Source organism: Aminobacter anthyllidis (assembly GCF_018555685.1).
GTDB lineage: Bacteria > Pseudomonadota > Alphaproteobacteria > Rhizobiales > Rhizobiaceae > Aminobacter > Aminobacter anthyllidis.
Map to the genome: position 1 here is coordinate 69,148 of NZ_JAFLWW010000011.1, position 22,276 is coordinate 91,423.

Below are 22,276 nucleotides of genomic sequence, written 5' to 3' on the forward strand. Positions count from 1 at the left end.
CGTCACAGCAAAGCGCCTCCTAGCTACGCCCGCTTTCCCTTCCTGGAGACGTTCCAAGCAGCCCCCTTGGGGCCTAACAGATACACAAGCCCCCCTAGTGCTGCTGCGATGTTTGACAAGGCGATGTATCTTGCCAATCCCAATATGCCCGAGGCACCAGGCAGAAAAACCGGCAAGACAAGAACCAGCCCACATACCGCTGCAATACAGGTCGCCAATATTGGATTTCCTATTGCAACACATGTCAGACCGGACACGAACGCCGCAATCAACGCGTATGGGACAATCGATCTTAGAGCCTTGCCCGATATGAACATGAAGGCGGTGCGGCCTGTTCGAGGATCCGCGAGTTCGCTCAGCATCAAGAGCTGCTGAACGTTGCCCGCACCCAGCCTTATTCGCCTGCGGATATCCTGGGTCGACCGGGAAACTTCGAGCTCCTCCACGCCAATTTCGGGCGCATAGATGGCTCGCGCTCCTGCCGCGACGATCTTCATTGGCAGTACGAAATCGTCATTGATCGTGTCACCCGGCAAGCTAGTCCATAAGCTTCTCCGGAAAAGATAAAATGCGCCATGCGCCCCCATGACGGAACCAAACGACGATTCCAGCCTCTTGATATATGTTTGATAACGCCAGTATGCATGTTCAGCAAATGACGATGCAGTACTCAGGCGATACGCACCACATACGACACCTATTCTTTTGTCGCTGAAATACTGCGCCGCCTTTTTCAATGCAGACACATCCAAGAGCGCAGATGCATCCGACAGAGCTATTATCTCGGCCGTCGATCTCGAGATGAGTTCGTTAAGGACAGCCACCTTCCCAATATTCTGGCGGTAGACTACAACCGTAAATCTGTCGTTTTCCCACGCTTGCACCGCCAGCTCGTCAGCAAGAACCTTCTCAGTTCCATCGCTGCAGCCATCGAGAGCAACTGTGACAATCAGCTTCTCTCTGGGGTAATCCAGAGCCCGAATGTTTCTGATCTTTTTGGAGATGACAACCTGCTCGTTATGGGCCGGGACAATCATTTCGACGACCGGCAAATCGCTGATGTCAGCAATCTGGCGGCTGCCGTAAGGTTTCAATGATGTTGCTGCAAACAATATTATTGGATAGAAAATGACGTGGTAGACCACAAGGCCAAATGACACAAAAAATACAGTCGCCATCTCTAGGATGCCTCCCTGTTTAGTGCACTTGACTTTTATCTAATATCCTTGCGATCCGCACTTGACGTCGCCCGCTACAGCAGCTTGTCTCGTGCCCTTATGGCTACCTTGAAACAGCTGAGCTGTCGACAAGGACGCACAAGGACAAGTGAAGCGTGCTCAACATCACCGGCTCCGACCGACGCTCATTGTTCAGCCAATGACATGGGCATGGAACCCTTCCGGCGAGATCCCAGCCATGGCCCGGTAGGTCCAGCTGCGATATCCATGTCGGATGTGGTTGAGTTGCGGATATCAGCACTCCCATGTAGTGTTTCCAGGCGGCCCAGAAGGAAGATCGGGTACTTTGCACAGCCGGCCAGCCGACCCTATGAATGCTGCTCGAACGGCGGTGGCACTGCTGCGCGGATTGGTGTTTCCCGCGAAATGCAAGCTACTTGGCAGGCGTGTCTCGACGGGTCGAAACCTGAAGATCTTCGGGCGTCTTCAGCTCAAGGGCCCGGGGATAGTGGTGCTGGGGGACAACGTCGTTATCGATCGGCTGGTTACGCCCTGGACATATAGTTTCGAGGCGCAAATTACGATCGGCAGCGACACCTACCTCAACGGCACGCGCTTCGGATGCAAACAATCGATATCGATCGGCCGTTTGGGAATTGTCGGTGATGCCTCAATTTCCGATACGGATTTCCATAGCACGCATGTCGATCGACACAGTGAACTTGCCAACATCCGAACTGCCCCCGTACTGATCGAGGAAAATGTCTGGATCGCCTCGTCCGTAGGTATCTTGCCGGGGACCCGCATTGGTACAAATTCGGTCGTCGGATATGGAGCGGTATGTGCAGGCATCTACCCGCCAAATTCGATCATCGTTGGAAATCCCGCCAGAGTCATAAAGACGGTTCCAGGCACACAGGAGCCTATGAACTAACAGAACGCGCAAACGGATTGAAACCGCACCGACTATGAACTTCTGAAAACGGCGCAGGATGCTCACGGATAGGAGCCAGGGGGGCGAATTCACATGGATGAGAAGCACCCCCAGTGTACGGCACCTGCTCCCGACGAGAGCGACCGGCTCGATCGGGTTCTGATCAATGGCGTTGCCTGGACAGGCGGGTCACGCTGGCTTGCCCAGCTGTTTACATGGCCAGTAACCGTCGTCGTGGCGAGACTGCTAGGCCCTGAGGCATATGGCTTCATGGCGGTTTCGACAATTTTCACCCGTTTCTTATCGGTTATCGCGGAGGCAGGCCTCGGATATGCGATCATCATGTCTCCAGACGTCAGCTATTCAACGATCCGGCAACTGAATACGCTTGCCGTACTCTTGGGATGTCTGGCAGTTGCCATAGCCGTCATTCTCTCTCCGTATGTGGCTGCCTTTTTTGGGGCGGACGAGGTCCGCACGGTAATCTTGGCGCTTAGTGCCGTTTTCGTCATAGAGTCGCTTGCGATTGTTCCCGTTGCGGTCTTGAGACGACAATTCCGTTATAAAGAACTGGCAATAGCGGAGTTTGCGAGGTCGATTTCAGACACCGTAATCACCTTGTGCCTGGCGCTGGCAGGGTTTGGGTACTGGGCATTGGTATGCGGGTATCTCGGAGGTGCAATCACCTCCCTGTTCATGACGACTTTTTATGGCCGCCAAGGGTATGAGATGCCGCGTTCGGCGCAGGTCCGCCCCCTGGTAGTGTTCGGATTGAATTTCGTCTCGCAAGGCATCTCCTCGCTGATTTGCTCCTCTGCCGACATTGCAGCAGCGGGGCGACTGCTCAGCACAAGCACTACAGGCCAATATGTCTTCGCGCTGACCCTTGCATCAGTGCCCCTTGAAAAGATCACTTCGTTGGTTACCCGGGTAACACCAGGACTGTTTTTCGAGATCCGTCGGGATCCAGCGTCCTTAAAGCGATACCTTATCTCAATAACACGCCTTCTAGCCTTGGCTGCATTTCCTATCCTGTTTGGACTGGCAGCAATTGCCCACGACTTCTTCTACATCGTGATGGGGTCCTCCTGGGGTGGAGCGGTTTGGCCGTTCCGGCTCCTGTGTGCCCACGTAGCGATCGCATCTGTTTTTGCGCTCCTGCCTCAGATCCTGCAGGCGTGCGGCCACACAGGCATCCCCACCCGACAGGCCTGGATTGCTGCTGTCGTTCTTCCACTTCTGTTTATCGCCTTCGGTTCGGCGTGGGGCGCAGTCGGCATCGCGGCCGGCTGGCTGGTCGGTACCTTGGCGACAAATGTACCGCTACTCATGGCAACCCTTCGACTGGCAGATACGTCGGTGCGTGAATATGGATTGAGCATATGGCCGGCTGCCTCTGCATCGGCTGCCATGATCGTGATGATCCAGCTGGCAAGAGCGGGGACCGCCTCGTTCGAATTGTGGCCGCCGTTTCAACTCATGGCCATGATTGCGGTTGGTGCAGTGACGTATCTGTTAGTTTTGATTGTTTTCCACCGACCTTTGGTGACCCAGATAACCAGCTACTGGCGAAGGCAGCGCTAGCAGGAGCAGACATGACTGCGCAGATGACATGCCTTGTTACGATATCATTTATGGTGTTGTGCGGCGCTGCGTTGGCTGTCACCGGCAACCTGATCATTCCGCTGCTTGGGATAGCAGCACTGCTCGGCGGCACTCTGCTTATCTATACGGCCGCGTATTACCCCTTTGCGTTGGCAATCACTTTTGCCGCGGCAAGCATGTTCCGAATTCATGAAGCAATTCCAAGTCTAAGCCCGCTGCGGCTTCCCCTCATATTGGCCACCGTCACCGGAATCTCGCTGCTTTGGCATTTGGCCAAGGGCAATCTGCGACCACGCTGGACCTCCCAGCTTGTGTGGTTCCTGCTCTTTTTTGGACTGGTGACGCTTGGAGTGCCACTCGCCGCCAGCCCATCGGCAGCCCTCTCTGCATGGCTGGATAGCTTCTCAAAGATTTTCGTGATGACGCTCGCGATAGCCTGGCTGGTTCGGCGCCCGCCCGAGTTCCAGACTGCAGCTCGCGCGATAGCAGTTGTCGGCTTGATTGTCGCGCTGGTTGCTCTCCGCAACAAGGCATCCGGCATTGAATTGGTGGAAGATGGGCGCGTAACTATCGGGCGCTCATATGGATCGATCCTCGGCGACCCGAACGATCTCGCATTCATATTGTTACCGGCCTTGGGATTTTCGGCTTCGCTGGCATATGGCGCACGCGCAAGGCTGGAACGCTTCACATTTGCAATTGCCGCGCTGCTCGTTCTCATCGCCATAACGTATACGAGGAGCCGAGGAGGCCTCGTTGGATGCCTGGCTCTTGGCGCAGTTTTTGCTTACTCGACCATGCGGTCAAAGAGCATTGCCACAGTCTTCATCCTGGTATTTATCGGCGCGCTTTACATCGGAATGGGTCTAAGCAGCAGATTGACTGCCGGCTCCGCTGACGGAAAGCTCGACGAGTCAGCTGCCGGGCGTATCGAGATGTGGTCGATAGCAATGCGCGTGGGCATTGAAAATCCCATTACGGGCATCGGCCTGGCCAACTTTGAGAGAGAGGCGCAAAAGGTCTCGGGCAAATGGAAGGCGGTTCATAATACGTGGCTAAGTGTCCTCGCCGAGGCGGGAATTGTTGGGCTAGGCCTGTTTCTTGGTGTGGTGATTTCCACCGTCTACACACTTATTACCGCAGTGCGATCGCTCCCCCTCGATCGTGATATCCACCACATAACAGCCTTGGCATTGCTTTCGAGCTTCGCCGGCCTATGCGGTGCGGGTTCGTTCCTGAGCAATGGCTTTAGTTGGCCGATCTATGTTCTGATTGGCCTCACCGCCGCACTCAAATCTGCAATGGCCGCCGCTCCCACTGAGCGACGCCAGATCCAGCCGGCGGCGCGGCCGCGCAAAAGTCCCGTTGGCTCCAATGCCCTGGCCTACCCGCCACCGAAGTCACCTTAGCCCGGCATGCTAATGCGCCGCCTGGTCGTCAGTCCACGAAGGTTCACCCGTTCGATAGCCAAGCATCCAACTGCAGGATGTTGAACAGACGCTGGCTGTGATCGCGAAACCCGCTTTCGTGCTGTTTGAACAGGCGCCGGATTCCGGAGGGGTTCAACACTTGCAGGTCCAAAAGTGCCTCGCTTTTTTCGAGGGCTGCAACTTTCGGTGCCAAAGTGGTGGTGAGCCATTGCGCCAGCGGCAACGAAAAGCCCTGCTTCGGCCGCATAAAAAGCTCAACTGGGAGATGCCGCGCCAGAAGATCCCGCAAAATGCGTTTGCCACCGAAACCATCCGTCAAGAAGTGGTCTGGAAGAGACAGCGCAAACTTCATCACTTCCTGGTCGAGCAGGGGAGCTCGTGCCTCAAGGCCGTGCGCCATTGTTGCAACATCGATTTTTGGGCTCAGATCGTCGGCCAGGTACGTCTCGATGTCCGCGTATCGCATTTTCCGCAGTGCGCTGCCTTGGGCTCTCGAATATGAAACGGAGAGCAGTTGGTTCGCTGCAGCTAGCCTTCGCCGATGGTCCAGCAGGCTACCGGCATAGAGGAGCTCGGCATCAGCATCGCTGATGAAAGAACGCAGCGCAGCGAACCCGTTTGCCGGAGGCAGCTTAAGTGCCGCAAAAGCTCTCGCAGCCTTACCTATCCTTCGGTTGGGAGACAGGCCTGCTGCAAACCTGGCCATCCTCGCGGCGGCGCTCATCGCCATCTGCGGCATCAAAGCACCCACTTGTGTCAGCCGGCTGGCGTTGGCGTACCAGTCATAGCCTGCAAACCCTTCGTCTCCGCCATCACCACCCAGCGCTACAGTGATGTGGGGACGAGCCATCTTAGCGATCGCCCAGAGCGCCAAGGCAGAGGCGTCGCCATATGGCTCCCCAAAGTGTTCGCTCATTTCAGGCACGGTATCGAGAAGGCCCGATTCCGCATGAAGAGTGTGATGCGCCGTACCAAGATGATGTGCAACCGCAGCAGCTGATGGACTTTCATCAGAGCCTGAGCCTTTCAACCCGATGCAAAAGGTCTGGACCTTCGACTTGGATTGCCTGACAGAGAGGGCGGTGATCAGGCTTGAATCGATACCTCCACTGAGAAATACACCGATGGGAACATCGCTCCGCAGTCGAATTGCCACGGCTTGGTCCAGCTTCTCCTCAAGCTCGTCTTTCGCACTTGCGTAAGAGCCCTGATATGGCTCACCAAGAACGGCGAGGTCCCAATAGCGACGGACCCGCACGGCTCCGTTACGAGCCTTCGCAAAACTGGCCGCGGGCAGTCGAGAGATGCCCTTGTAGATAGTAAATGGCGCGGGAATGTAACCCAGCGACAGGTACAGATCCAACGCTTCAATGTTCATGCTGGTGTCAGCCGGAACTTCACGCCGCAGAGCTGAAAGCGACGAACAGAAATAGAGGCAGCCGTTGAGAATCGTGTAAAAAAGCGGCTTCTTCCCGATTCGATCTCGCGCGAGAATTGCGGTGCCGGTTACATCATTCCACAACGCAAACGCGAACATTCCCCGCAGACAATCAAGACCCTCTTCTTCAGTGCGTGCCACAATTCGCATCAGAACTTCAGTGTCCGACCTGCTTTTGCAATGAACCCCCTCTGTTTCGAGATCCTGCTGAAGCTCAAGGTAGTTGTATATTTCACCGTTGAAGACGATTCCAATACTGCCCGTCTCATCGACCATAGGCTGACTGCCACCTTCACTGAGGTCGATGACGGATAGCCTTCGATGCGCAAAAACGGCTCGACCTGACGGAGCAGTCCACAGTCCTGAATCATCAGGCCCGCGGTGGGTTAGCCGGGACGACATTGCCGAAACCATAGCAGGATCGGGCCGGGAGTCCGCAGCCAGGGCTATTCCACCCGCGATGCCACACATGTTTTGACCCCAGAACTGGAGCTGCAGAGGCGATGCTATGTCTTCACAAGGTCATGATACAAAGACTCGTACTTCCCTACCATCGCCTCCAGAGAATAGCTCGACATCACCCAGGCGCGTCCGCCTGCCGCAAGCTTTTCACCCAGCCGTGGATTGAGCAAGATGGAAGCTATCGCATCGGCCAGCGCACGGGAGTCGTTGGGGCCGACAAGCAGCCCGCACCCCCCGCTGTCAAGAAGAGCGAAATTGCCACCCACGTTCGTTGCAACGACTGGCACGCCGGTGGCAAGTGCCTCGAGAATGCTGATTGAGGTTCCTTCGTAGATAGATGCCAGGGCGAAGACGTCGAGATCGCGATAAATGACTACTGGATCGGCTAATTCGCCGGTGAAGTGGACGATGTCGCCAAGTCCCATGGCGTGAACTTGATTTTCAAGCTCTGCCCGCAACGGACCGTCGCCAACGATAACTAGATGCGCATCGGGACATAATGCGGAAACTCTCGGGAAGGCAGAAATCAAAGCTGCATGGTTCTTCACGGGATCCAGGCGAGCGATGCACCCTACCAGCGGAGTTGTATCTGAAACCCCCAGCCGACGCCGCAGGTATCCGTCTGACCTCCCGGGTGCGAAACGGACAATATCTATGCCGTTTGGCAGCAGACAGATCTTTGAAGAGGCTACCTTACAGGAAGTAATAAGATGGCGCTTCAGCGGCTCGGACACAGCCACGATGTAATCGGTGTAGCGTGAGGCCCACCAGCGCAGTGCATCGTAATAGCGCGGCTCACCTAACGCAAAACCATGGAGCGTTTTGACAACTGCGGGAACATGAGCGGCACGAGCCGCCACCGCCGCCTTGGCCCACACTCCATTATGAGCATGGACGACATCAGGCGAGCGGTTTGCGAAGTGTGATTTCAGCAGCGAGTATGGGAGGAAGTTTGATCTTACGCCAGGGCATTGCACTAGCCTTACCTCTACTCCGGCGTCACGGAGTTTCAGTGCAAGTGGACCGCCTTCGCTCTGCAAACAAGTAATGCCAACAGTGTGGTCATGCCTTGCGAGTTCCACGGCCAGATTGCAGGTAATCGTTTCCATCCCTCCCAAGGCGAGCGTTGGAAGTACCATTTCGATCCTGAGTCGTGATCGGCTGCCGGCACGGTGCAAAACGGTGGCTGTCACAGGCGTTCTCGACGAGTTCTGGTCTCCTAGAATGCCTCAGCGCGCAATGCGAATCCATGTCGCTTCTGGTGCCGGGGCTCCCCGTTCGGGATATTCGACGATTCACGTACGACGGTGCCACTCCGCCGCTTAGCTAACCGGCTGCTGAGGACATCTCTTTTCTGACTTCGCTCGATCCAATGGGCTATGTTCCCTACCGGTCAGTGAAATGATTTGATCTGGCTTCCCTTCACTGGGATGGGTACAAGCAAGCACATTAGCGCGGTCACAATGACGGACGCAGTTACAAGCTCCCGAGCGGTTACATGACAGTATGCGCCAGGTCGGCAATGGGACCAGCGAGCGGAGCGCTCATTGATCACCACAGCCCACTTTATTGTAAGAAGACACGCCTCCTTGGTTGGCCTTGCACATGACAGAGCTGCGTTTCAACTATGTTCGGGCGCGGCCGTTCCTGATCGTGGTGTTCGTTTGCGAGGTCTTAGCCATCTTGTGGTTCGGGCTATTCGGCGAACAAGCCCAGACTCAACTTCAAGGTTTTATGGGTATCGACGATCTCGCCATGCACCTGGTTGCTTTCCTCGCCGCCTCTACGACTGCGTTTATCATCTGGACGCCGCCGCAACCTGCAGTGTTCCTCGGCCTGGCCGCTGGCGGCATTGAGATCGCCCAGATATTCCTTCCCGACCGTCAGCCTTCGCTACTAGATCTTGCCGCCTCGGGGCTTGGCATATTTGCTGGTGCGATTACCTACTTGCTGGGGCGCAGGCTTGTAGGTCTCATCGTTCCTGCGCGGTGATTTTGCCTGTACTTACCTAGAATTCACTACTGCCCGTTGCGTGATCCGACGCCACGGCCTCGCCCACTTATCTCGCCAAGATTGCCCCAAGAGACCCCTGCAAAGAATCTCGCCAGCGTCCGACGGCCCTGCGTCTGCTGACCTCGATCTGTGCAACGGTAAGGTCGTGATGCTCGCCATGGCGACCAGCGAGAGCCTATCCTTGCCGTGCAATGAAATAAGGTCGGAGGAAATAGCGCAGGCGGTAGTAATTGCGTGCATCCATCGCAAGTACACAACCATGGTTTGTGCTTTGCCAAGCGGAGCAGCCCCCGCCTGCCACCCAAAGCAAAGCAATTTTTTTGAGCAGGCAGATTTCGGGGGACAGTACAATGCTCCCGATGGATTTATATGGTCGGGTTACGATTTACCGACTATTATCAGGAGCGATTGAAAGCTGCTGCTCATCAGGCAGCGCAAGGTTTGCATTCGCACCTGTGCTTGACTCGCTGGATCGATGGGATCCGCCAGTCTACGGTGATCGGACGGGGCCCAATGATTTACATACTCGTCTTCGCGATTGTTGGTGAGCTAGCAACGCTTTTTTTCCTCACCCCGGTCTACGGATTTGCCGTTGCTTTTCTCGCGGCGCCGGTTGGTGGTGCATCCCTTGCCCTCATCACCGGCCTTTATCTCAACGTCACCGGCCGACGCGGTAGCTCAAACAGTCAGCGTCGCGTAAGCGATCACTCAGCGTCCAACACCCCCGCTGCCTGATATCATTGTGCAAAGGCCGCACACCTCCGCATCCACCTGACCGTGAGAGCTAGTAGATGCTATCGATTGTAATCCTATTGATTACATTGACTTATTTGCCCAGCGAATTTTAGTGTAACGCACGCTGACTGCCCAGGAGTGAGGCGGATAAGACCATATTTTCGCCGACCTCTAAAGCAGTTCGAAATTTTGGCGTTAGTTGGGATAGACTCATGAGAGTGCAGATTCCTAATTTGCTCGCCGGACAAATTCAGGTTCTGTTACCTCAGCCTGTCAGACTCGACTATCCCCGGGTCAAGCGCGTCATCGACATCGTCGTTGTCATCCTCGGCGCTCCCGCAGCGGTCTTGATAATCGCCGCCTGTTGCCTCGCAATATTTCTCAAGATGGGCCGCCCGGTGTTCTTTGTCCAAAACCGGACAGGGCTCGGAGGTCGTATCTTCAAGATGTACAAACTGCGCACAATGAACCTGCACCCCACCAGCGACATCGAGGCTACATCAAAGGATGACCCACGAGTGACTCCTCTCGGCCGCTTCCTGCGCAGGTCGCATTTCGATGAGCTGCCGCAACTGTTGAACATTTTAAGGGGCGACATGACCCTCATAGGGCCTCGGCCTGAGCAGCCAGAATTGGTCGCTGCGTACCGCTCGTCCCTTTCAGACTACGATCTTCGGCACACGGTTGTCCCGGGCCTTACTGGATGTGCCCAAGTCTATTATGGCTACGCTTCGGACCTGCGAGAGACGCAGGCCAAGTTATTCTACGATTTGTATTACGTACGCAATATCGGCCCAGCCCTCGATTTTAGAATCGCTCTACGCACACTCTTGGTATACTCTGACCCTCACTATGTGCGCTAAGCTGCTCTTTGGTCGCCGCGCCTGTCCCAGATCCTTGATGAGAGCCTGCCACGTCCTGAAGCGAGTCAGAGGTCGATCGACTTCGGCACCGCCAAGGCACTCTGACTGCCATCTGCACACGATTGCATTTTATCAGGGGACAGGCGCAATGCATGCGCCGGTTACCGCCGATGCCTCGCTCCTGGTCCATGCAACATTGTCTCGGCGAGCGATTTGGCGGGTGCGAAGGTTAGGCTTCAAAACGTCGGTGCAAACGCAAAAACGGCTGTTAGACGTCTGCGTAGATCGCCTCGATCCGCACAGCTTCATCGTCGGTAAGGGCGGCGAACTCATTTTCGCGCGCCCGCTTCGACAGCTTGCCCCCGTTCTGTCGCAAGAACCGGCACAGGAGGTCGAGTACCCGGTCCGGCATGTCGACCATTCCTTTCACCTGTGCCTTGAAACTATCGTACCTCCGAAGGAACGCGGTCTCAGAAGGTAGGTCGACATCGATTGCGCGCGCGACGCATTCGAACAGGAACTCTGCCTGGGGCGTCGCATCGAAATAGCGATAGAAGTCCGCCGTCTCGTTGAGGACCGCGACGTTACCCCGGTCAGTGGGGCGCCAGCGCATGAGCGGTAAAAGACGACGTGAATAGGTTTCCAACACGCGCCGGTAGTCGTCGATCCTATCAAGGATGACGGCCGATACGGGGAAGACAAGACCGGGTGGGTTGAAGCCGCGTTCCGCCAAAACATGATGCATAAGGTCGCGGTGGAGCCGGCCGTTTCCAATCCTCGAACGGATGGATGTAGACGAAGCCGAATGCGAGAACGGCCGCGGCAAGAACCGGATCGAGATCCCGCGCGGCGCCACGATCAAAAGCCGTCAGGCCGTCGATCAGAGCAGGTAGATCCTGATGTCGTGCGCTGATGTGATCGGGAATGGGTGTGCCGTTCTGACGATCGTGTTCGCCAACAAACCCGCCCTGATCTCTCAATCCGAGATGTACGAAACGTGCGTCTCCGATGACGATGCCCTGCAAGCGCTCCAATTCGGCGCGGTCGATCGGGCGACGGCCCGCCTCGCCAATCACGTGCCCCCAGCGCTGAATGCGCTCCTGGGGCGGATCTTCGCCCTCGATCTGAAAGCTCGATCGCGAATCCTTGAGCCGCAGAAACGCCGCAGTGCGGGCAAGGAGGTCTGCGGGTAGGTCGGCCATGCCGCGCTGGCCGTCGCCGCAAGCCGTTCACTCGAAGCTCTTGGCGAGTCATGCCACCGCGAAATCGGCAAGTTGATGGGATCGCCCACGGTCGGGCTTTACCTGCTGGATGATCACAAGCCGAGTCTATTCTACAGCAAGCAGGAGCCTGAGGGCTTCATCCGGGAGTACAGCGACGAGTTCGACAAATACGATCCGCTGCTCGCTTACATTTTTGAGAAAGGGCGGCCTGTCGACGGGTCGACGGTGGTCGGCTCGTCTGGCTGGCAGCACTGCAACAATTTCCAGCTGCTGAGGCGCTGGGGCTTCAAGCACTGCATGGCCGGGCCGCTTCTGGTCGAGGATCGCGTCGTTGGCGTCGTCTACACCGCCAATGGCGGCGAGACGGGCCCCTATCGTCCTCAGGCAGTCGACAGCATGGATATTCTCTGCCGGGCCGGTTCACTCGCCCTCACCACCATGGTGGAAACCGGCCGGCTCGACGGTGCGCCGATCGGCTGGATATCGCAGTCCAGCGTCGCGTCGCGCCGTGAGCGGACGATCGGCGGGGCACATGCCTTGAACCAGTTGCCGGCGCGATCGCGCGAAGTGGCGCTGTTGGTCTGCCGCGGCCAGTCCAATAAACAGATCGCGCGGGCTCTTGGGATTTCCGCATATACGGTCAAGGATCATGTCGGCAAACTTTGCCAGCGACTTCACGCCCACAACAGAACTGAACTGGTCCAGCGACTTCTGACGACGCACTAAATCCACCATCTAGACCAGCAGCTGACTGTCAGCTCTCGATTCCTGAGTGGGCATAGCGGGGCTGCTCCTGATGAGAAGCCCGTTTTCGTCCTGTAGGCGACCTCGGGATCGTTTGCATGATTTCAGCCGCCGACCGGGTAAGGGCGGTATGGACCGGTTCAGTTCTGTTGACTGTTTGGCTGCGCAGGAGCGTGAGGTTCCCCAAGTGGATCTCGGACATTGCCTTTGATGTCCGGGTGCATCGTTTCAGATGCAAAAAGGAAAGCTGAACAATCCTCGCCCGGCAGCACCTGGCACACCAGCGGAGAAGACCGATAACGGTCAGAGCTAAGTTCCAGGCTCGGCTCGTCACCACGCATGTCCGTTCAGCACAACTGTTTGTCGAAGTCGCCGCTTGCCAAAACCCAGAAGTTGACAACTCGACAGGGCTATCCTACACGTACTCTATCGATATTTGCTTGCTGAGCTTTGGTTACCGCGCGTTTGGCACCGCGCCCTGAACGAACCTTTCTTTCAAAAATCGCTATCACCATTCGCAGCGCTTCGGCGTTGTGGGTACACTTTTGCTATGAAAGGGTTCATCATGACCACTGGCACCGTTAAATGGTTTAATTCCACCAAGGGCTTCGGCTTCATCCAGCCCGACAATGGCGGCGCGGATGCGTTCGTCCATATTTCTGCTGTAGAGCGCGCCGGAATGCGCGAACTCGTCGAAGGCCAGAAGATCGGCTTCGAGATGGAGCGCGACAACAAGTCTGGCAAAATGTCTGCCTGCAATCTTCAGGCCGCCTAAGTCATCCAGTATCTGCCTCTCCGTTGACCACGGATGTACTGGCACTGTGAGAGCATGATACCAAGCAAGGTCAGGCGCTGTCCGCCTGACCTTTTTTAATTGCCGGCTGCCTATGCGGCCTCCCATACGGAAAATCCATTGTTTCAGACACACAGCAAATCTCGCCAACAGGCGGAGATTGCCTTCAGCCGTGCCCAATCGCAATTCTTCGCCCGCAACAACTGCGTCGATGCGGTGGACGTCCTCGTTCGCACCCGCGAGGAAAAGACGCTCCGACTTCGCGAAGCGCGCCTTGCAAAGGAACTGCAGGATCGTGCAGGGGCGACCGCTATCCTTTTTGCCAAGAACGCCACGACGAACTGACAGCACCTGTAGGAGATGGGTCTGGCGGGTGCGCCCTGTCACCCGCGCGGCATCTGGCGGTTGCTGAAGCCCGCGTGAACAATGTCGAGGGCAAGCCACATAAAGGAATCTCCATGGCAGAAGATACGAATGAACTTCACGCAATCAACACGGCCTGGCAGATAGCGATTCAGGAGGTCCTGCGCATGGTCATCCGTGACATGTATCGCACGGGCGGAGAGGTCGCCTTCATGGGGCACATCAAACGCATCGAAGAGGCCGCTGTTGACAGCATCTACAAGGACCTAAGACTGCGGGGCACGGACGACTGGACAAATATGCTGGTCAAAGAAAAGGCGAGCAATTTTGTTACAACCTTGCTCACATCGTTCACATTTGACCGGGCTTGATCTTGAAGCCCGTGCGTCCGCCCGTTGCTTGCGAGTGAATGGCCACGGTCGCCGATGCGCATACACGAGCGGTGAGATACAAGAAGCCGGTCATCTCATAGAACGCGTAAAGCGCTGACGAGGTTGGAAGGGCGGACAGGGAGTTAATTCACATAGCCGGTCGATACCGCCGGATCGAGAGAACCCACTGGGGCGGTGCACCTCGAGCGCCAGCTTTCGATCGAAAGCTGAGCCGCGCGAATGGCATTATGGCCAGCGGCAGATGAAAAGGCCGCACCTACAGGTTGGATACAGGCCGCACCAACCAGTATCCGCAAAGCTCGTGCAACCCATTGCCAACGGAGAGCCACACGGCCCCGGAAGGCTGCCGAGCAGCAATCCGCCCAATCTCGGCCGCAGAGATCAGCTTTGCCAATCAAACATCGTCTTCTCCGTCGGTGGAGGACGCGATTGGAGACAATCGTCGGATCGGGTGCCGTACTGCTCTTCCGCCGATATCGCGCATTCCTCTCAGAACCACTATCCCAGACAAGCTAGAGTCTAACTGCTGCGTCCCATCCTGCCAGCTGATTGGTCTTCCTCTGTTCAGCTTCGTACTCACTTTGGAATCCGCGATCAAAGCGTAGGGTTGTGATCCGTGGGTCACCGAAAGGGCTCCTCCGATGGCCCAATCGAAATCTCGCTCGAAAGCAGACGGGCCATGGCGTCCTTGATCGTGTGGTCATCGTAGGGTTTTGAGAAGAACCTACTCCCCATAGGCAGATTGCTCTCTTCGAGAATTGTGGCACCTGATGCGACAATCAACTTCACAGGCGGCCATCGCTCGCGGATGTAATGGGAAAGCTTGATGCCATCCATGGTCCCAGGCATCTGAACATCGGTGAACACAAGATCTATATCGGATCGCGACTCTAGAATGAGAATTGCCTCGTCCGCATCGCGCGCCTCAAGCGCCTCGTAGCCCGCGGAGAGCACTAGATCGACGGCACCCATACGAATGAGTGGACTATCTTCTACGACAAGGACGACCGCTATGCCGTTATTCATGGCTCACTCGGGTAATGAAGGGGAGCCTCGCAGGCTGCAATGGTATAGCGCTTCAGAAGCAGTTCGGTTCCTATGCAGCAGCAGAAAGGTCGGTTCGCAGGCCAGCACTTTCCTGGTGGCTGATTGTCACGACAGTGCCGGGACGCGCATCGCTCAACTGAATCTCGCCTTTTAGGTTCTTTGCAAGCGCCTCGACAATGCCAGTCCCCAGTCCCGCCTTGGGTGCATCGCTCCCCACAGGCATGCCACCGAAAGCGTCCAGTCATTGCCCGACGAGCGATAGTCGGTCACGATCGTGCCCGATCGCTCATCGGGAAAGGCGTGCTTGAGGGCGTTGATCACCAGTTCCGTCACGATAAGCCCCAAGCTGACGGAGACGTCCGCTTCGACGGCGCTGTTGTCGACCGTAACCTGTATCGAAACCCGGCCAGGGTCAGCTATCATCGACGCGCCGAGGCTTTGGCAAAGCTGAGTCAAATAGGTACGGAGTTCAACGTTGCCGCCCGTGGACGTAGAGAGTTGCCTTTGCAAGGCGGCAATCGACATGACCCTGTGATGGGCGTTTTGAAGGTGCCCGCGCACTTCTTCCGACTGAACCCGACGTGCGCTCTGCATGAGAACACTTGCGATGATCTGGAGACTGTTTGCTACTCTGTGCTGGACCTCCCGCAGTAGGATCGCTTTATCGCGAACCAGATCGTCTTTCAATCGAGCCTCGGCGCGAGCATCGGTTACGTCGGTTACGGCCACAAGCAGACGAATATGATCGATGTCGCCATCATCCAGCGTTCTCGCATTGACGACCAATTGCCGTGTTTTCTGGTTTGGCCGCTTAAGCTCGATTTCGTAGGCTTCGATATGCGCACTTCCCGAAGCTGTAGCCGTCAGCAATGACGCGAGCTTGGGCATCGCCCATTCGCCGTTCCCAAGTTCGCTGAGGCGTCTTCCGGGAACTGTCGCGGGATCGATCTCGAAGGCCCGGCAGAATGAAGCACTCGCTGCAATGACCTTCTGGTCGTCGGACAGGAAAAGCAACGGCTCGTTAGATGATACCACAACGGCAAGAGTGCTCGCCGCTTCAAAATGAACAGTCGGGGTCTTTGACATGAAGTGGCCCTCAAGGGCCGAAGACTTACGGAGCAAGTCATTACTCGGCAGGAACGCCGCCGAGCAGGAAGGGCAAGCTCGACGAACACACACTAGCATGTCTGATGCGTACTCGCGTCATATTAGTTATCGCGTTGTCACGGCTGCCGGCAGCGTATATCGGCAGTGACCCCACGCGCAAAGATCTCCGTTCCCGCGGTCCACCCGGAATCCGTGATGTACAAAATGAACGGCCGGTTGAGGTTAGTTAGAGACCTCGGCCATACTTGAATTGCATCGCTTTGTGGCCGGCGGAAGCCGCCCTTCGTCGGCCCCAAGGCTAACAGTACTCTACGCACGTCTGGAGCGCGGCTCCGCCGTAGGCTATCTGTAGCGCGCGCCCATTCGAGCAGCTGCCTCCTCCTAGTCGTGAAGGCGTTACCGCCGGAGAGGCTGGTGTTGTCCGCATCGAAGCGCTGATGGTTGGCCAGCGGGTCGGTCGGTGATATGCCGAAAGCGCGGCTGAATACCGCGGCATTGCCGAAGCCGAGAAGTTCGAGCAGCCCACATTGTAGAAGATCTCGCCGCGATCGCAGGAGAAGCGCGTCGTCTTGTTAGGCATGGAGGCCAGGCGACCAAATGCGCCGGCGCCGCACATGTGTTGGCGACGCCGGCCTCCGTCATCCCAGCCTGGGATCAGCCACTTCAGCCTCCTTTTGCTGAGAAGCAAGGCAGGACGTCCTCCTTGAAATATGGGTCCTGATTGACCCAGAACATGTAACTGACCTTAAGGAAATCCTGCGCAAAGGTATGGAGGACCGGGACCCGGTTGGTGCGGTTCGCCACGACATTCGCCGAGCCTGTCTCGCCGACATAGTTGCCGTCCTGCACCGCAATGCCGAGAGGCACGGTGAACTTGCCTTCATGCATCATCGCCAGGGCATGGTTGAGCTGGCCCTTTTTCATGTACATGAGATCGGGAGCTCCCATGCCGACGCCGATCTTGTCACCAAACTCGTAAATCCCGCGCAGATAACCCTTGTCCTCCCAAGGCAGCCATTCGCCGGGCATGAAGTTCGCATAGAGCATGGTGGTCGACTGCGGGAAGGCGACTTTCATCGCCCTCATGTTGGTCTTGAGCGCCGCCACATATTTGTCCGGGGTAAAGGACGAATCCGTATCCGGCGAAACGCCGATAGCAGTCTCCTGGAGGTTGATGCCTTCGATCACGCCGTCGAACTGCTTGCCAAGTGCGGAAAGCAGTGCCGCGAAACGGAGTTGGACCTTGGCATTCCAGCGCTTTGCAACCCAGCCTTCGACGGCTCCGCCGTCGGTATATTGCGCAGTGACGCCTCCGTCATAGTCATCCGTCACCACATAGTCCGGCACCGGCTTGTACTCGGGAGAGAAGGACGCATCCTGCAACTGAATGAAGAGCCGTTTGCCGTGTTTGGCGAGGTAATCGACGTCGGACTGGATCAACGAGAAATCGTAGTGTCCTTCAGTCGGCTCGAGCTGGCGCCACGCATACATGATCTGCGCGCCGACGAAGCGATCGCTGGTCAAGAATGCATGGTCGCGGATCGCATCGCGATCCCTGCTGAAATAGACGAAATGTTCGATGTTGTCCGCCGCCAGCGGACATGCCGCGCCCGTGTACTGCTTGTAGGCATTGGCATATCGATTGGCGGCATTATCGCCTGCCATGGCGGAGCTGGCGGCAATCGCGGCGCCAAGCGTTATGACGATGCCAAGAGAACGTTTCAATTTCATAGGTCTACCCCTGAGTGGATCGAGGCCTGCAGGCCCGTTGTCCTCCATTGTCTAGTTTTCGGATGGCCTGCTTTCGACCTCGAAGTGGTGCAACTCGCGTGCAGATTCTGTGCAGGCGACAGGAGTTAGTCGAACGCGATCTCGAAAACGGCGCCGCCCGGAGTGGCAACCGGCGTCAGGCGCGCTCCATAAAGCTCGAGGATGGCAACCACGATGGCCAACCCGAGGCCTGTTCCACCCTGTTCCCGGCGCGTGGTGAAGAACGGCTCGGCCAGGCGGCCAAGGTCGCTGTCGGCAAACCCTGTACCGTTGTCTGAAAGCCGGAGGGTCCGTCCGGCCCAGACCAGCTCAAGCCTAGTCGCCCCATGGTGGCGCGCATTCTGCGCCATATGCGCCAGCACCGTTTGTCCATGCGCAACCGACAGCGGCAGGACGGCATCCAGCGGAGCCAAGCTGATATCGAGATCGACAATCTCGGGCAGCATATCCCTGATCTGACCGGGCTTGCCGCGCAAGCTCTCGCGCGATCTCGTCATGTCGCGGAGCTGGTGGAGCAGTAAATCCATCCGCTCGCCCTGGGTCTTGATGGTGCCTATGAGGCTTTGTTGCGCATCATGGGACAGCTGGCCATCCTCGAGCAGCTCGGCGGCACCCATGATCGAGGTAACCGGCGATTTGAGTTCGTGGGTAACGTGGTTTGTGTAGATGCCGATCTCCTTGCTGCGCCGCGACAGCGTTCCGGCCATGGTGATCACGGCCTCGCCGAGTTCGGCAATCTCCCGCATGCCGTAATGGCCGAGCGGAGCGAGCTCGGAATGGCCGCCACTGGCGACCATTCTCGACTGGTCGCGCAGGGCGCGGATCGGCCGGAGCATCGTCCGCACCAGCAAGGTTCCAACGACAGCGGCGCTCAACAGCGTCACAGCGACCAGGACGATGAAGGCGATGCGCTCTCCGGCGAAATACTCCGTCAGCCCAGGAGCGGTCCTGGACAGATAGACCGCGCCGATCACCCGGTTCTGGCTGATGACAGGATAGGCAATCAGCACCCTGAAACCTGTCCCGCCGCCAAGCGCAGCCAGGCGAAACCGCGTGCCCGCGTCACTGCGCCAGCGCAGCGCGGCCCCGACATCGCCTTGCAGCGCCTGCTGAACTTCCGGCACCGCGGCAAAACTCGCCGGCTCGCGGGCGAGCATGTCTATCCCTTGATGGTCCAGGAAAACGACAGTCGAAAGCGTCGTACGACCGGCATTGTCGGCCAAGGCACTCAGCCCCGGCGCAATCCTGGCATATCGCGGATCGAGTCGCGCCGCGGTGGGCACGGGATCGGGGCGAACAGGCTCGACCACATCCTGACGAAGGTTCAGCAGCGGTCGAAAGGTTCGTGACGCGGCGCTCCAGAATATGCGCTTGGGCGGTGGCAGATAGTATCCAGGCAAGGGCCCTCCTGCTTCGGGCGACCCGGCCTCGATAGCCACGACATAGGCCCCGGCGTAGATCGCCGCTTGCTTGATGAGCGAAGCCTCCGTCTCGTTGACGAGCCGGTTCGTTCCGATCTGCAACGCCAGCGTAGCCACGATCGGCACCGCAAGCAGGCTTGCGCAGACAAGCGACACAACCAGCGACATGGACGGCCGCCATTTCCGGGTTATCTGGCTCACGCGGTGGCAGGCCCAGCGACGCAATTGCCAAGCCGCAGCCCCACCCCTCTCACCGTTTCGATCACGTCGGCATAACCAAGGGCCGCGGCCTTGGCGCGGATGTTGCGCACGTGACTGTCCACTGTACGTCCCGACAAGGTGTTGTTGCCGCCATAGGCCTTGTCGATCATCGCCCCACGGCCGACGACGATGCCGGGTCGGGCCGACAGGATTTCCAGCACCGAAAATTCCGTTGCCGTCAGTGGCAGATCCTTTCCGGCAAGGGCGCAGATGTGGCGTTCGCTATCGAGCGTGAGGTCGCCGTGCCTGGTGATGCCAACTGCCTGCTTGCCTCGTGCCAGTATGGCCTTGATCCGCAGCAGCAGTTCGCGCGGCGAAAACGGCTTGCTGACATAATCATCCGCCCCAAGCTCGAAGCCCACTATCCGGTCGACCTCGTCGTCATGCGCGGTCAGGAAGACGATCGGAACGTGCGAGCTGGCACGGATCGCCTTGCAGCATTCGACCCCGTCCATGACAGGCATTCCAATGTCCATTACCACCAGGTCGGTATGGTGTCGCCGTAACTGCTCCAGAGCCAGGCGCCCGTTGGCTGCCTGCTGGACACTCATTCCCGCCCTTTCCAGCGCAATGCCGATCACGTTGCGTATATCTGGGTCGTCATCGACAACGAGAATGTTCGGGTTCATAACGCAATCACCAAGGAGACATGCCACAAGATGGCCGAAACCAGCTCCTTCTATCGGAGCGGGCGGTTGCAAGCCAAGACCTGGTTGCAGGTCAAGACCGGAGCGGTCCGGCAACCTCTGATACAAAAGCGCGAAGATGATGGCACTTCTGCGCTGGCCTTGAGGCCCGCGGCCGGAAATCAGCCGGCACGTTTCGTCGTGTGATCTGACCCTTCATTAACATCTTTTCACAATTCGGCCAGCGCGCGCTGCTCCGCTGGTTCGCATCGTCCGCGACTATGAACGTTTCCCAAGCTGCCCGGGCCGGTGTTCCCGGCTCCGGGCAGGGATCTCATGGCGCCTGGCCGAACCATGTTTCAAGAAACGAGCACTAGAAAAACTTAGGCGGCAGCCAACGCTTGGGTGAGGTCGGCGACAAGGTCGTCGGGATGCTCGACGCCGATGGATAGCCGTATTGTCGATTCAAGAACGCCGATCCGTTCCCGGACGTCTTTGGGCACACCCGAATGGGTCATCGCGGCCGGGTGGCTCGCCAACGATTCCGTGCCACCGAGGCTGACGGCAAGCTTGAATATCTGCAGGGCGTTGAGAAAGGCAAACGCTGCGGCCTGACCACCGACAATGTCGAATGAGAACGTCGACCCGGCGCCTGTGCATTGTGTCTTGAAGACATTAGCAGCGGGGGTGCCTTCGCCGAGGAAGGGCAGATAGGCCACCCTTGCGACCTTCGGATGCTCGGCTAGGAATTCAGCGGCGATGCGGGCGTTGGCGTTGGCCTTCTCCATGCGAATGCTCAGCGTTTCCAGCGAGCGACCGAGCATCCAGCAAGAGTGGGGATCGAGTTGCGTGCCAATCGCTCCCCTGAGAGCCTTGATCGGTTTGGTGACGGCCTTGCTGCCGAGGGCCGCCCCGGCGATCAGATCGGAATGGCCGCCCACATATTTGGTCAGGGAATAGACCGAAATGTCGACACCGTGGTCCAGTGGGCACTGGAACACCGGTCCAAGCAACGTGTTGTCGCACACGATAACCGGGCGATAGCCTTGTTTGGCGGCGATCTCATCGGCGATGCGTGCGACAGCCAAGAAATCGACCAACGTGTTGGTCGGATTCGAGGGCGTTTCGACAAAGATCACCGAGACGCGGCCTTGTTGGCGGCCTTCATCAGCGGCCGCGCGAATGGCGATTTCATCAACGCCGTCGGCGAAACCAACAGCATGAATGCCGAAATTGGCCAAGGTTTTGGCAAACAACGTTTCAGTGCCGCCATAAAGGGGCTGTGAATGCACGATGGCATCGCCTGGACGCGCGAAGGCCAGCAAGGTGGTTGCGATCGCCGACATGCCGGACGAAAACAGGATGCACGCCTCGGCACCTTCGTAAACGGCGAGGCGATCCTCGACGATTTCGCTGTTGGGATGATTGAAGCGCGAGTAGACGAGGCCGGCTCCGGTTCCGCTCGGCGGCTCTTTGCGGCCGGAGACAAAATCGAAGAAATCGCGTCCCTCTTCCGCTGATTTGAACACGAATGTCGAGGTGAGGAACACGGGCGGCTTTACCGCTCCTTCCGACAGTTGCGGATCAAAGCCGTAGCTCAGCATCAATGTTTCGGGATGCAGCCGATGGTTTCCGATGTGTGTCTTGGAAGGTCGTGGGGCGGTCATGGCGGTCCTCGAGCTTGAAGCCTCAGCCTCATTTTATACCAGGACCGCAGGGTTTTGTTGCAGCGACTTCAATAAGGACGCAGGAGAAGATTGGTACGCTGCGGTCAGGCAGCGGGAATTTTGAATTGCTTGGCAGGGAACAGCCGGGATTCATTTCTGATCCTGCGTCTGAAACGACAGAAGAATTTTCCGAGATACTCGTCG

21 protein-coding genes and 1 pseudogene are annotated in these 22,276 nt (G+C 57.4%); 11 read left to right on the plus strand and 11 right to left on the minus strand.

Going from position 1 to position 22,276, the window contains the following annotated elements; translation table 11 throughout:
* Positions 1–23: 23 nt before the first annotated feature.
* Positions 24–1,178: a glycosyltransferase family 2 protein gene (locus J1C56_RS27565; RefSeq protein ID WP_214393191.1), complete on the minus strand. Its 1,155-nt coding sequence runs from the start codon at positions 1,176–1,178 to the stop codon at positions 24–26.
* A 391-nt stretch (positions 1,179–1,569) separates the two neighbouring features.
* On the opposite strand from J1C56_RS27565, the gene J1C56_RS27570 reads away from it, so the two are divergent.
* The 3 genes from J1C56_RS27570 to J1C56_RS27580 all read left to right on the plus strand — a co-directional run bounded on the left by J1C56_RS27570 (position 1,570) and on the right by J1C56_RS27580 (position 5,126).
* On the plus strand, positions 1,570–2,112 hold the full coding sequence (locus J1C56_RS27570) for an acyltransferase (RefSeq protein WP_214393192.1): 543 nt from the start codon (positions 1,570–1,572) through the stop codon (positions 2,110–2,112).
* Between the two features lie 93 nt (positions 2,113–2,205).
* On the plus strand, positions 2,206–3,696 hold the full coding sequence (locus tag J1C56_RS27575) for a lipopolysaccharide biosynthesis protein (RefSeq protein ID WP_214393193.1): 1,491 nt from the start codon (positions 2,206–2,208) through the stop codon (positions 3,694–3,696).
* A gap of 11 nt (positions 3,697–3,707) precedes the next feature.
* On the plus strand, positions 3,708–5,126 hold the full coding sequence (locus J1C56_RS27580) for an O-antigen ligase family protein (protein WP_214393194.1): 1,419 nt from the start codon (positions 3,708–3,710) through the stop codon (positions 5,124–5,126).
* Positions 5,127–5,169: 43 nt separating this feature from the next.
* Here the strand turns inward: J1C56_RS27580 and asnB are convergent, their stop codons facing one another.
* Both asnB and J1C56_RS27590 read right to left on the minus strand, forming a co-directional pair.
* A complete protein-coding gene (asnB, locus tag J1C56_RS27585) occupies positions 5,170–7,056 on the minus strand; it encodes an asparagine synthase (glutamine-hydrolyzing) (protein ID WP_214393195.1) in 1,887 nt (628 codons plus the stop codon).
* 35 nt (positions 7,057–7,091) lie between these two features.
* Positions 7,092–8,156 (minus strand): glycosyltransferase family 4 protein, encoded by a 1,065-nt coding sequence (locus tag J1C56_RS27590; RefSeq protein WP_214393196.1) that lies wholly within the window; start codon positions 8,154–8,156, stop codon positions 7,092–7,094.
* Positions 8,157–8,652: 496 nt separating this feature from the next.
* Here J1C56_RS27590 and J1C56_RS27595 point away from each other — a divergent pair, with 496 nt between their 5' ends.
* From J1C56_RS27595 to J1C56_RS27605, 3 genes are all read left to right on the plus strand, one after another.
* Positions 8,653–9,039 (plus strand): VanZ family protein, encoded by a 387-nt coding sequence (locus J1C56_RS27595; RefSeq protein WP_214393197.1) that lies wholly within the window; start codon positions 8,653–8,655, stop codon positions 9,037–9,039.
* A 534-nt stretch (positions 9,040–9,573) separates the two neighbouring features.
* Entirely contained in the window at positions 9,574–9,795 is a 222-nt protein-coding gene (locus tag J1C56_RS27600; protein ID WP_214393198.1) for a hypothetical protein, read from the plus strand.
* Between the two features lie 212 nt (positions 9,796–10,007).
* Positions 10,008–10,658 carry a sugar transferase gene (locus J1C56_RS27605; RefSeq protein ID WP_214393199.1) on the plus strand — a complete coding sequence of 217 codons (651 nt, stop codon included), beginning with the start codon at positions 10,008–10,010 and terminating at the stop codon, positions 10,656–10,658.
* 268 nt (positions 10,659–10,926) lie between these two features.
* Here the strand turns inward: J1C56_RS27605 and J1C56_RS33510 are convergent, their stop codons facing one another.
* Together J1C56_RS33510 and J1C56_RS33515 are read right to left on the minus strand one after the other, a co-directional pair.
* Positions 10,927–11,391: a hypothetical protein gene (locus J1C56_RS33510; protein WP_338001518.1), complete on the minus strand. Its 465-nt coding sequence runs from the start codon at positions 11,389–11,391 to the stop codon at positions 10,927–10,929.
* Entirely contained in the window at positions 11,330–11,860 is a 531-nt protein-coding gene (locus J1C56_RS33515) for a Fic family protein (RefSeq protein ID WP_338001514.1), read from the minus strand. The genes J1C56_RS33510 and J1C56_RS33515 overlap by 62 nt, the downstream gene beginning before the upstream one ends.
* Positions 11,861–11,866: 6 nt before the next feature.
* Here J1C56_RS33515 and J1C56_RS27615 point away from each other — a divergent pair, with 6 nt between their 5' ends.
* The 4 genes from J1C56_RS27615 (at position 11,867) to J1C56_RS27630 (ending at position 14,152) form a co-directional block, all read left to right on the plus strand.
* Positions 11,867–12,607 carry a LuxR C-terminal-related transcriptional regulator gene (locus tag J1C56_RS27615; RefSeq protein WP_420797437.1) on the plus strand — a complete coding sequence of 247 codons (741 nt, stop codon included), beginning with the start codon at positions 11,867–11,869 and terminating at the stop codon, positions 12,605–12,607.
* A gap of 583 nt (positions 12,608–13,190) precedes the next feature.
* Complete coding sequence (locus J1C56_RS27620) at positions 13,191–13,400, plus strand: cold-shock protein (protein WP_067966826.1); 210 nt, start codon at positions 13,191–13,193, stop codon at positions 13,398–13,400.
* Between the two features lie 138 nt (positions 13,401–13,538).
* The gene (locus tag J1C56_RS27625) at positions 13,539–13,763 is read left to right on the plus strand and encodes a hypothetical protein (protein WP_214393201.1); all 225 of its coding nucleotides are present in this window, start codon (positions 13,539–13,541) and stop codon (positions 13,761–13,763) included.
* Positions 13,764–13,876: 113 nt separating this feature from the next.
* Entirely contained in the window at positions 13,877–14,152 is a 276-nt protein-coding gene (locus J1C56_RS27630) for a hypothetical protein (RefSeq protein WP_214393202.1), read from the plus strand.
* Positions 14,153–14,794: 642 nt separating this feature from the next.
* Here the strand turns inward: J1C56_RS27630 and J1C56_RS27635 are convergent.
* The 5 genes and pseudogenes from J1C56_RS27635 to J1C56_RS27655 all read right to left on the minus strand — a co-directional run bounded on the left by J1C56_RS27635 (position 14,795) and on the right by J1C56_RS27655 (position 20,408).
* Positions 14,795–15,199, minus strand: a complete 405-nt coding sequence (locus J1C56_RS27635; RefSeq protein ID WP_214393203.1) for a response regulator — start codon at positions 15,197–15,199, stop codon at positions 14,795–14,797.
* A gap of 70 nt (positions 15,200–15,269) precedes the next feature.
* Positions 15,270–16,306, minus strand: a pseudogene (locus J1C56_RS27640) (sensor histidine kinase).
* Between the two features lie 684 nt (positions 16,307–16,990).
* On the minus strand, positions 16,991–18,106 hold the full coding sequence (locus J1C56_RS27645) for a hypothetical protein (RefSeq protein ID WP_246592028.1): 1,116 nt from the start codon (positions 18,104–18,106) through the stop codon (positions 16,991–16,993).
* 77 nt (positions 18,107–18,183) lie between these two features.
* Positions 18,184–19,686, minus strand: coding sequence for a histidine kinase dimerization/phospho-acceptor domain-containing protein (locus J1C56_RS27650; RefSeq protein WP_214393204.1), 1,503 nt, complete (start codon positions 19,684–19,686; stop codon positions 18,184–18,186).
* A 29-nt stretch (positions 19,687–19,715) separates the two neighbouring features.
* Entirely contained in the window at positions 19,716–20,408 is a 693-nt protein-coding gene (locus J1C56_RS27655; protein ID WP_214393205.1) for a response regulator transcription factor, read from the minus strand.
* Between the two features lie 30 nt (positions 20,409–20,438).
* Between J1C56_RS27655 and J1C56_RS27660 the strand changes: the two genes are divergently transcribed.
* Positions 20,439–20,612, plus strand: a complete 174-nt coding sequence (locus J1C56_RS27660) for a hypothetical protein (RefSeq protein WP_214393206.1) — start codon at positions 20,439–20,441, stop codon at positions 20,610–20,612.
* Between the two features lie 176 nt (positions 20,613–20,788).
* Here the strand turns inward: J1C56_RS27660 and J1C56_RS27665 are convergent, their stop codons facing one another.
* Positions 20,789–22,072 carry a cystathionine gamma-synthase family protein gene (locus J1C56_RS27665; protein WP_214393207.1) on the minus strand — a complete coding sequence of 428 codons (1,284 nt, stop codon included), beginning with the start codon at positions 22,070–22,072 and terminating at the stop codon, positions 20,789–20,791.
* Positions 22,073–22,276: the final 204 nt, after the last annotated feature.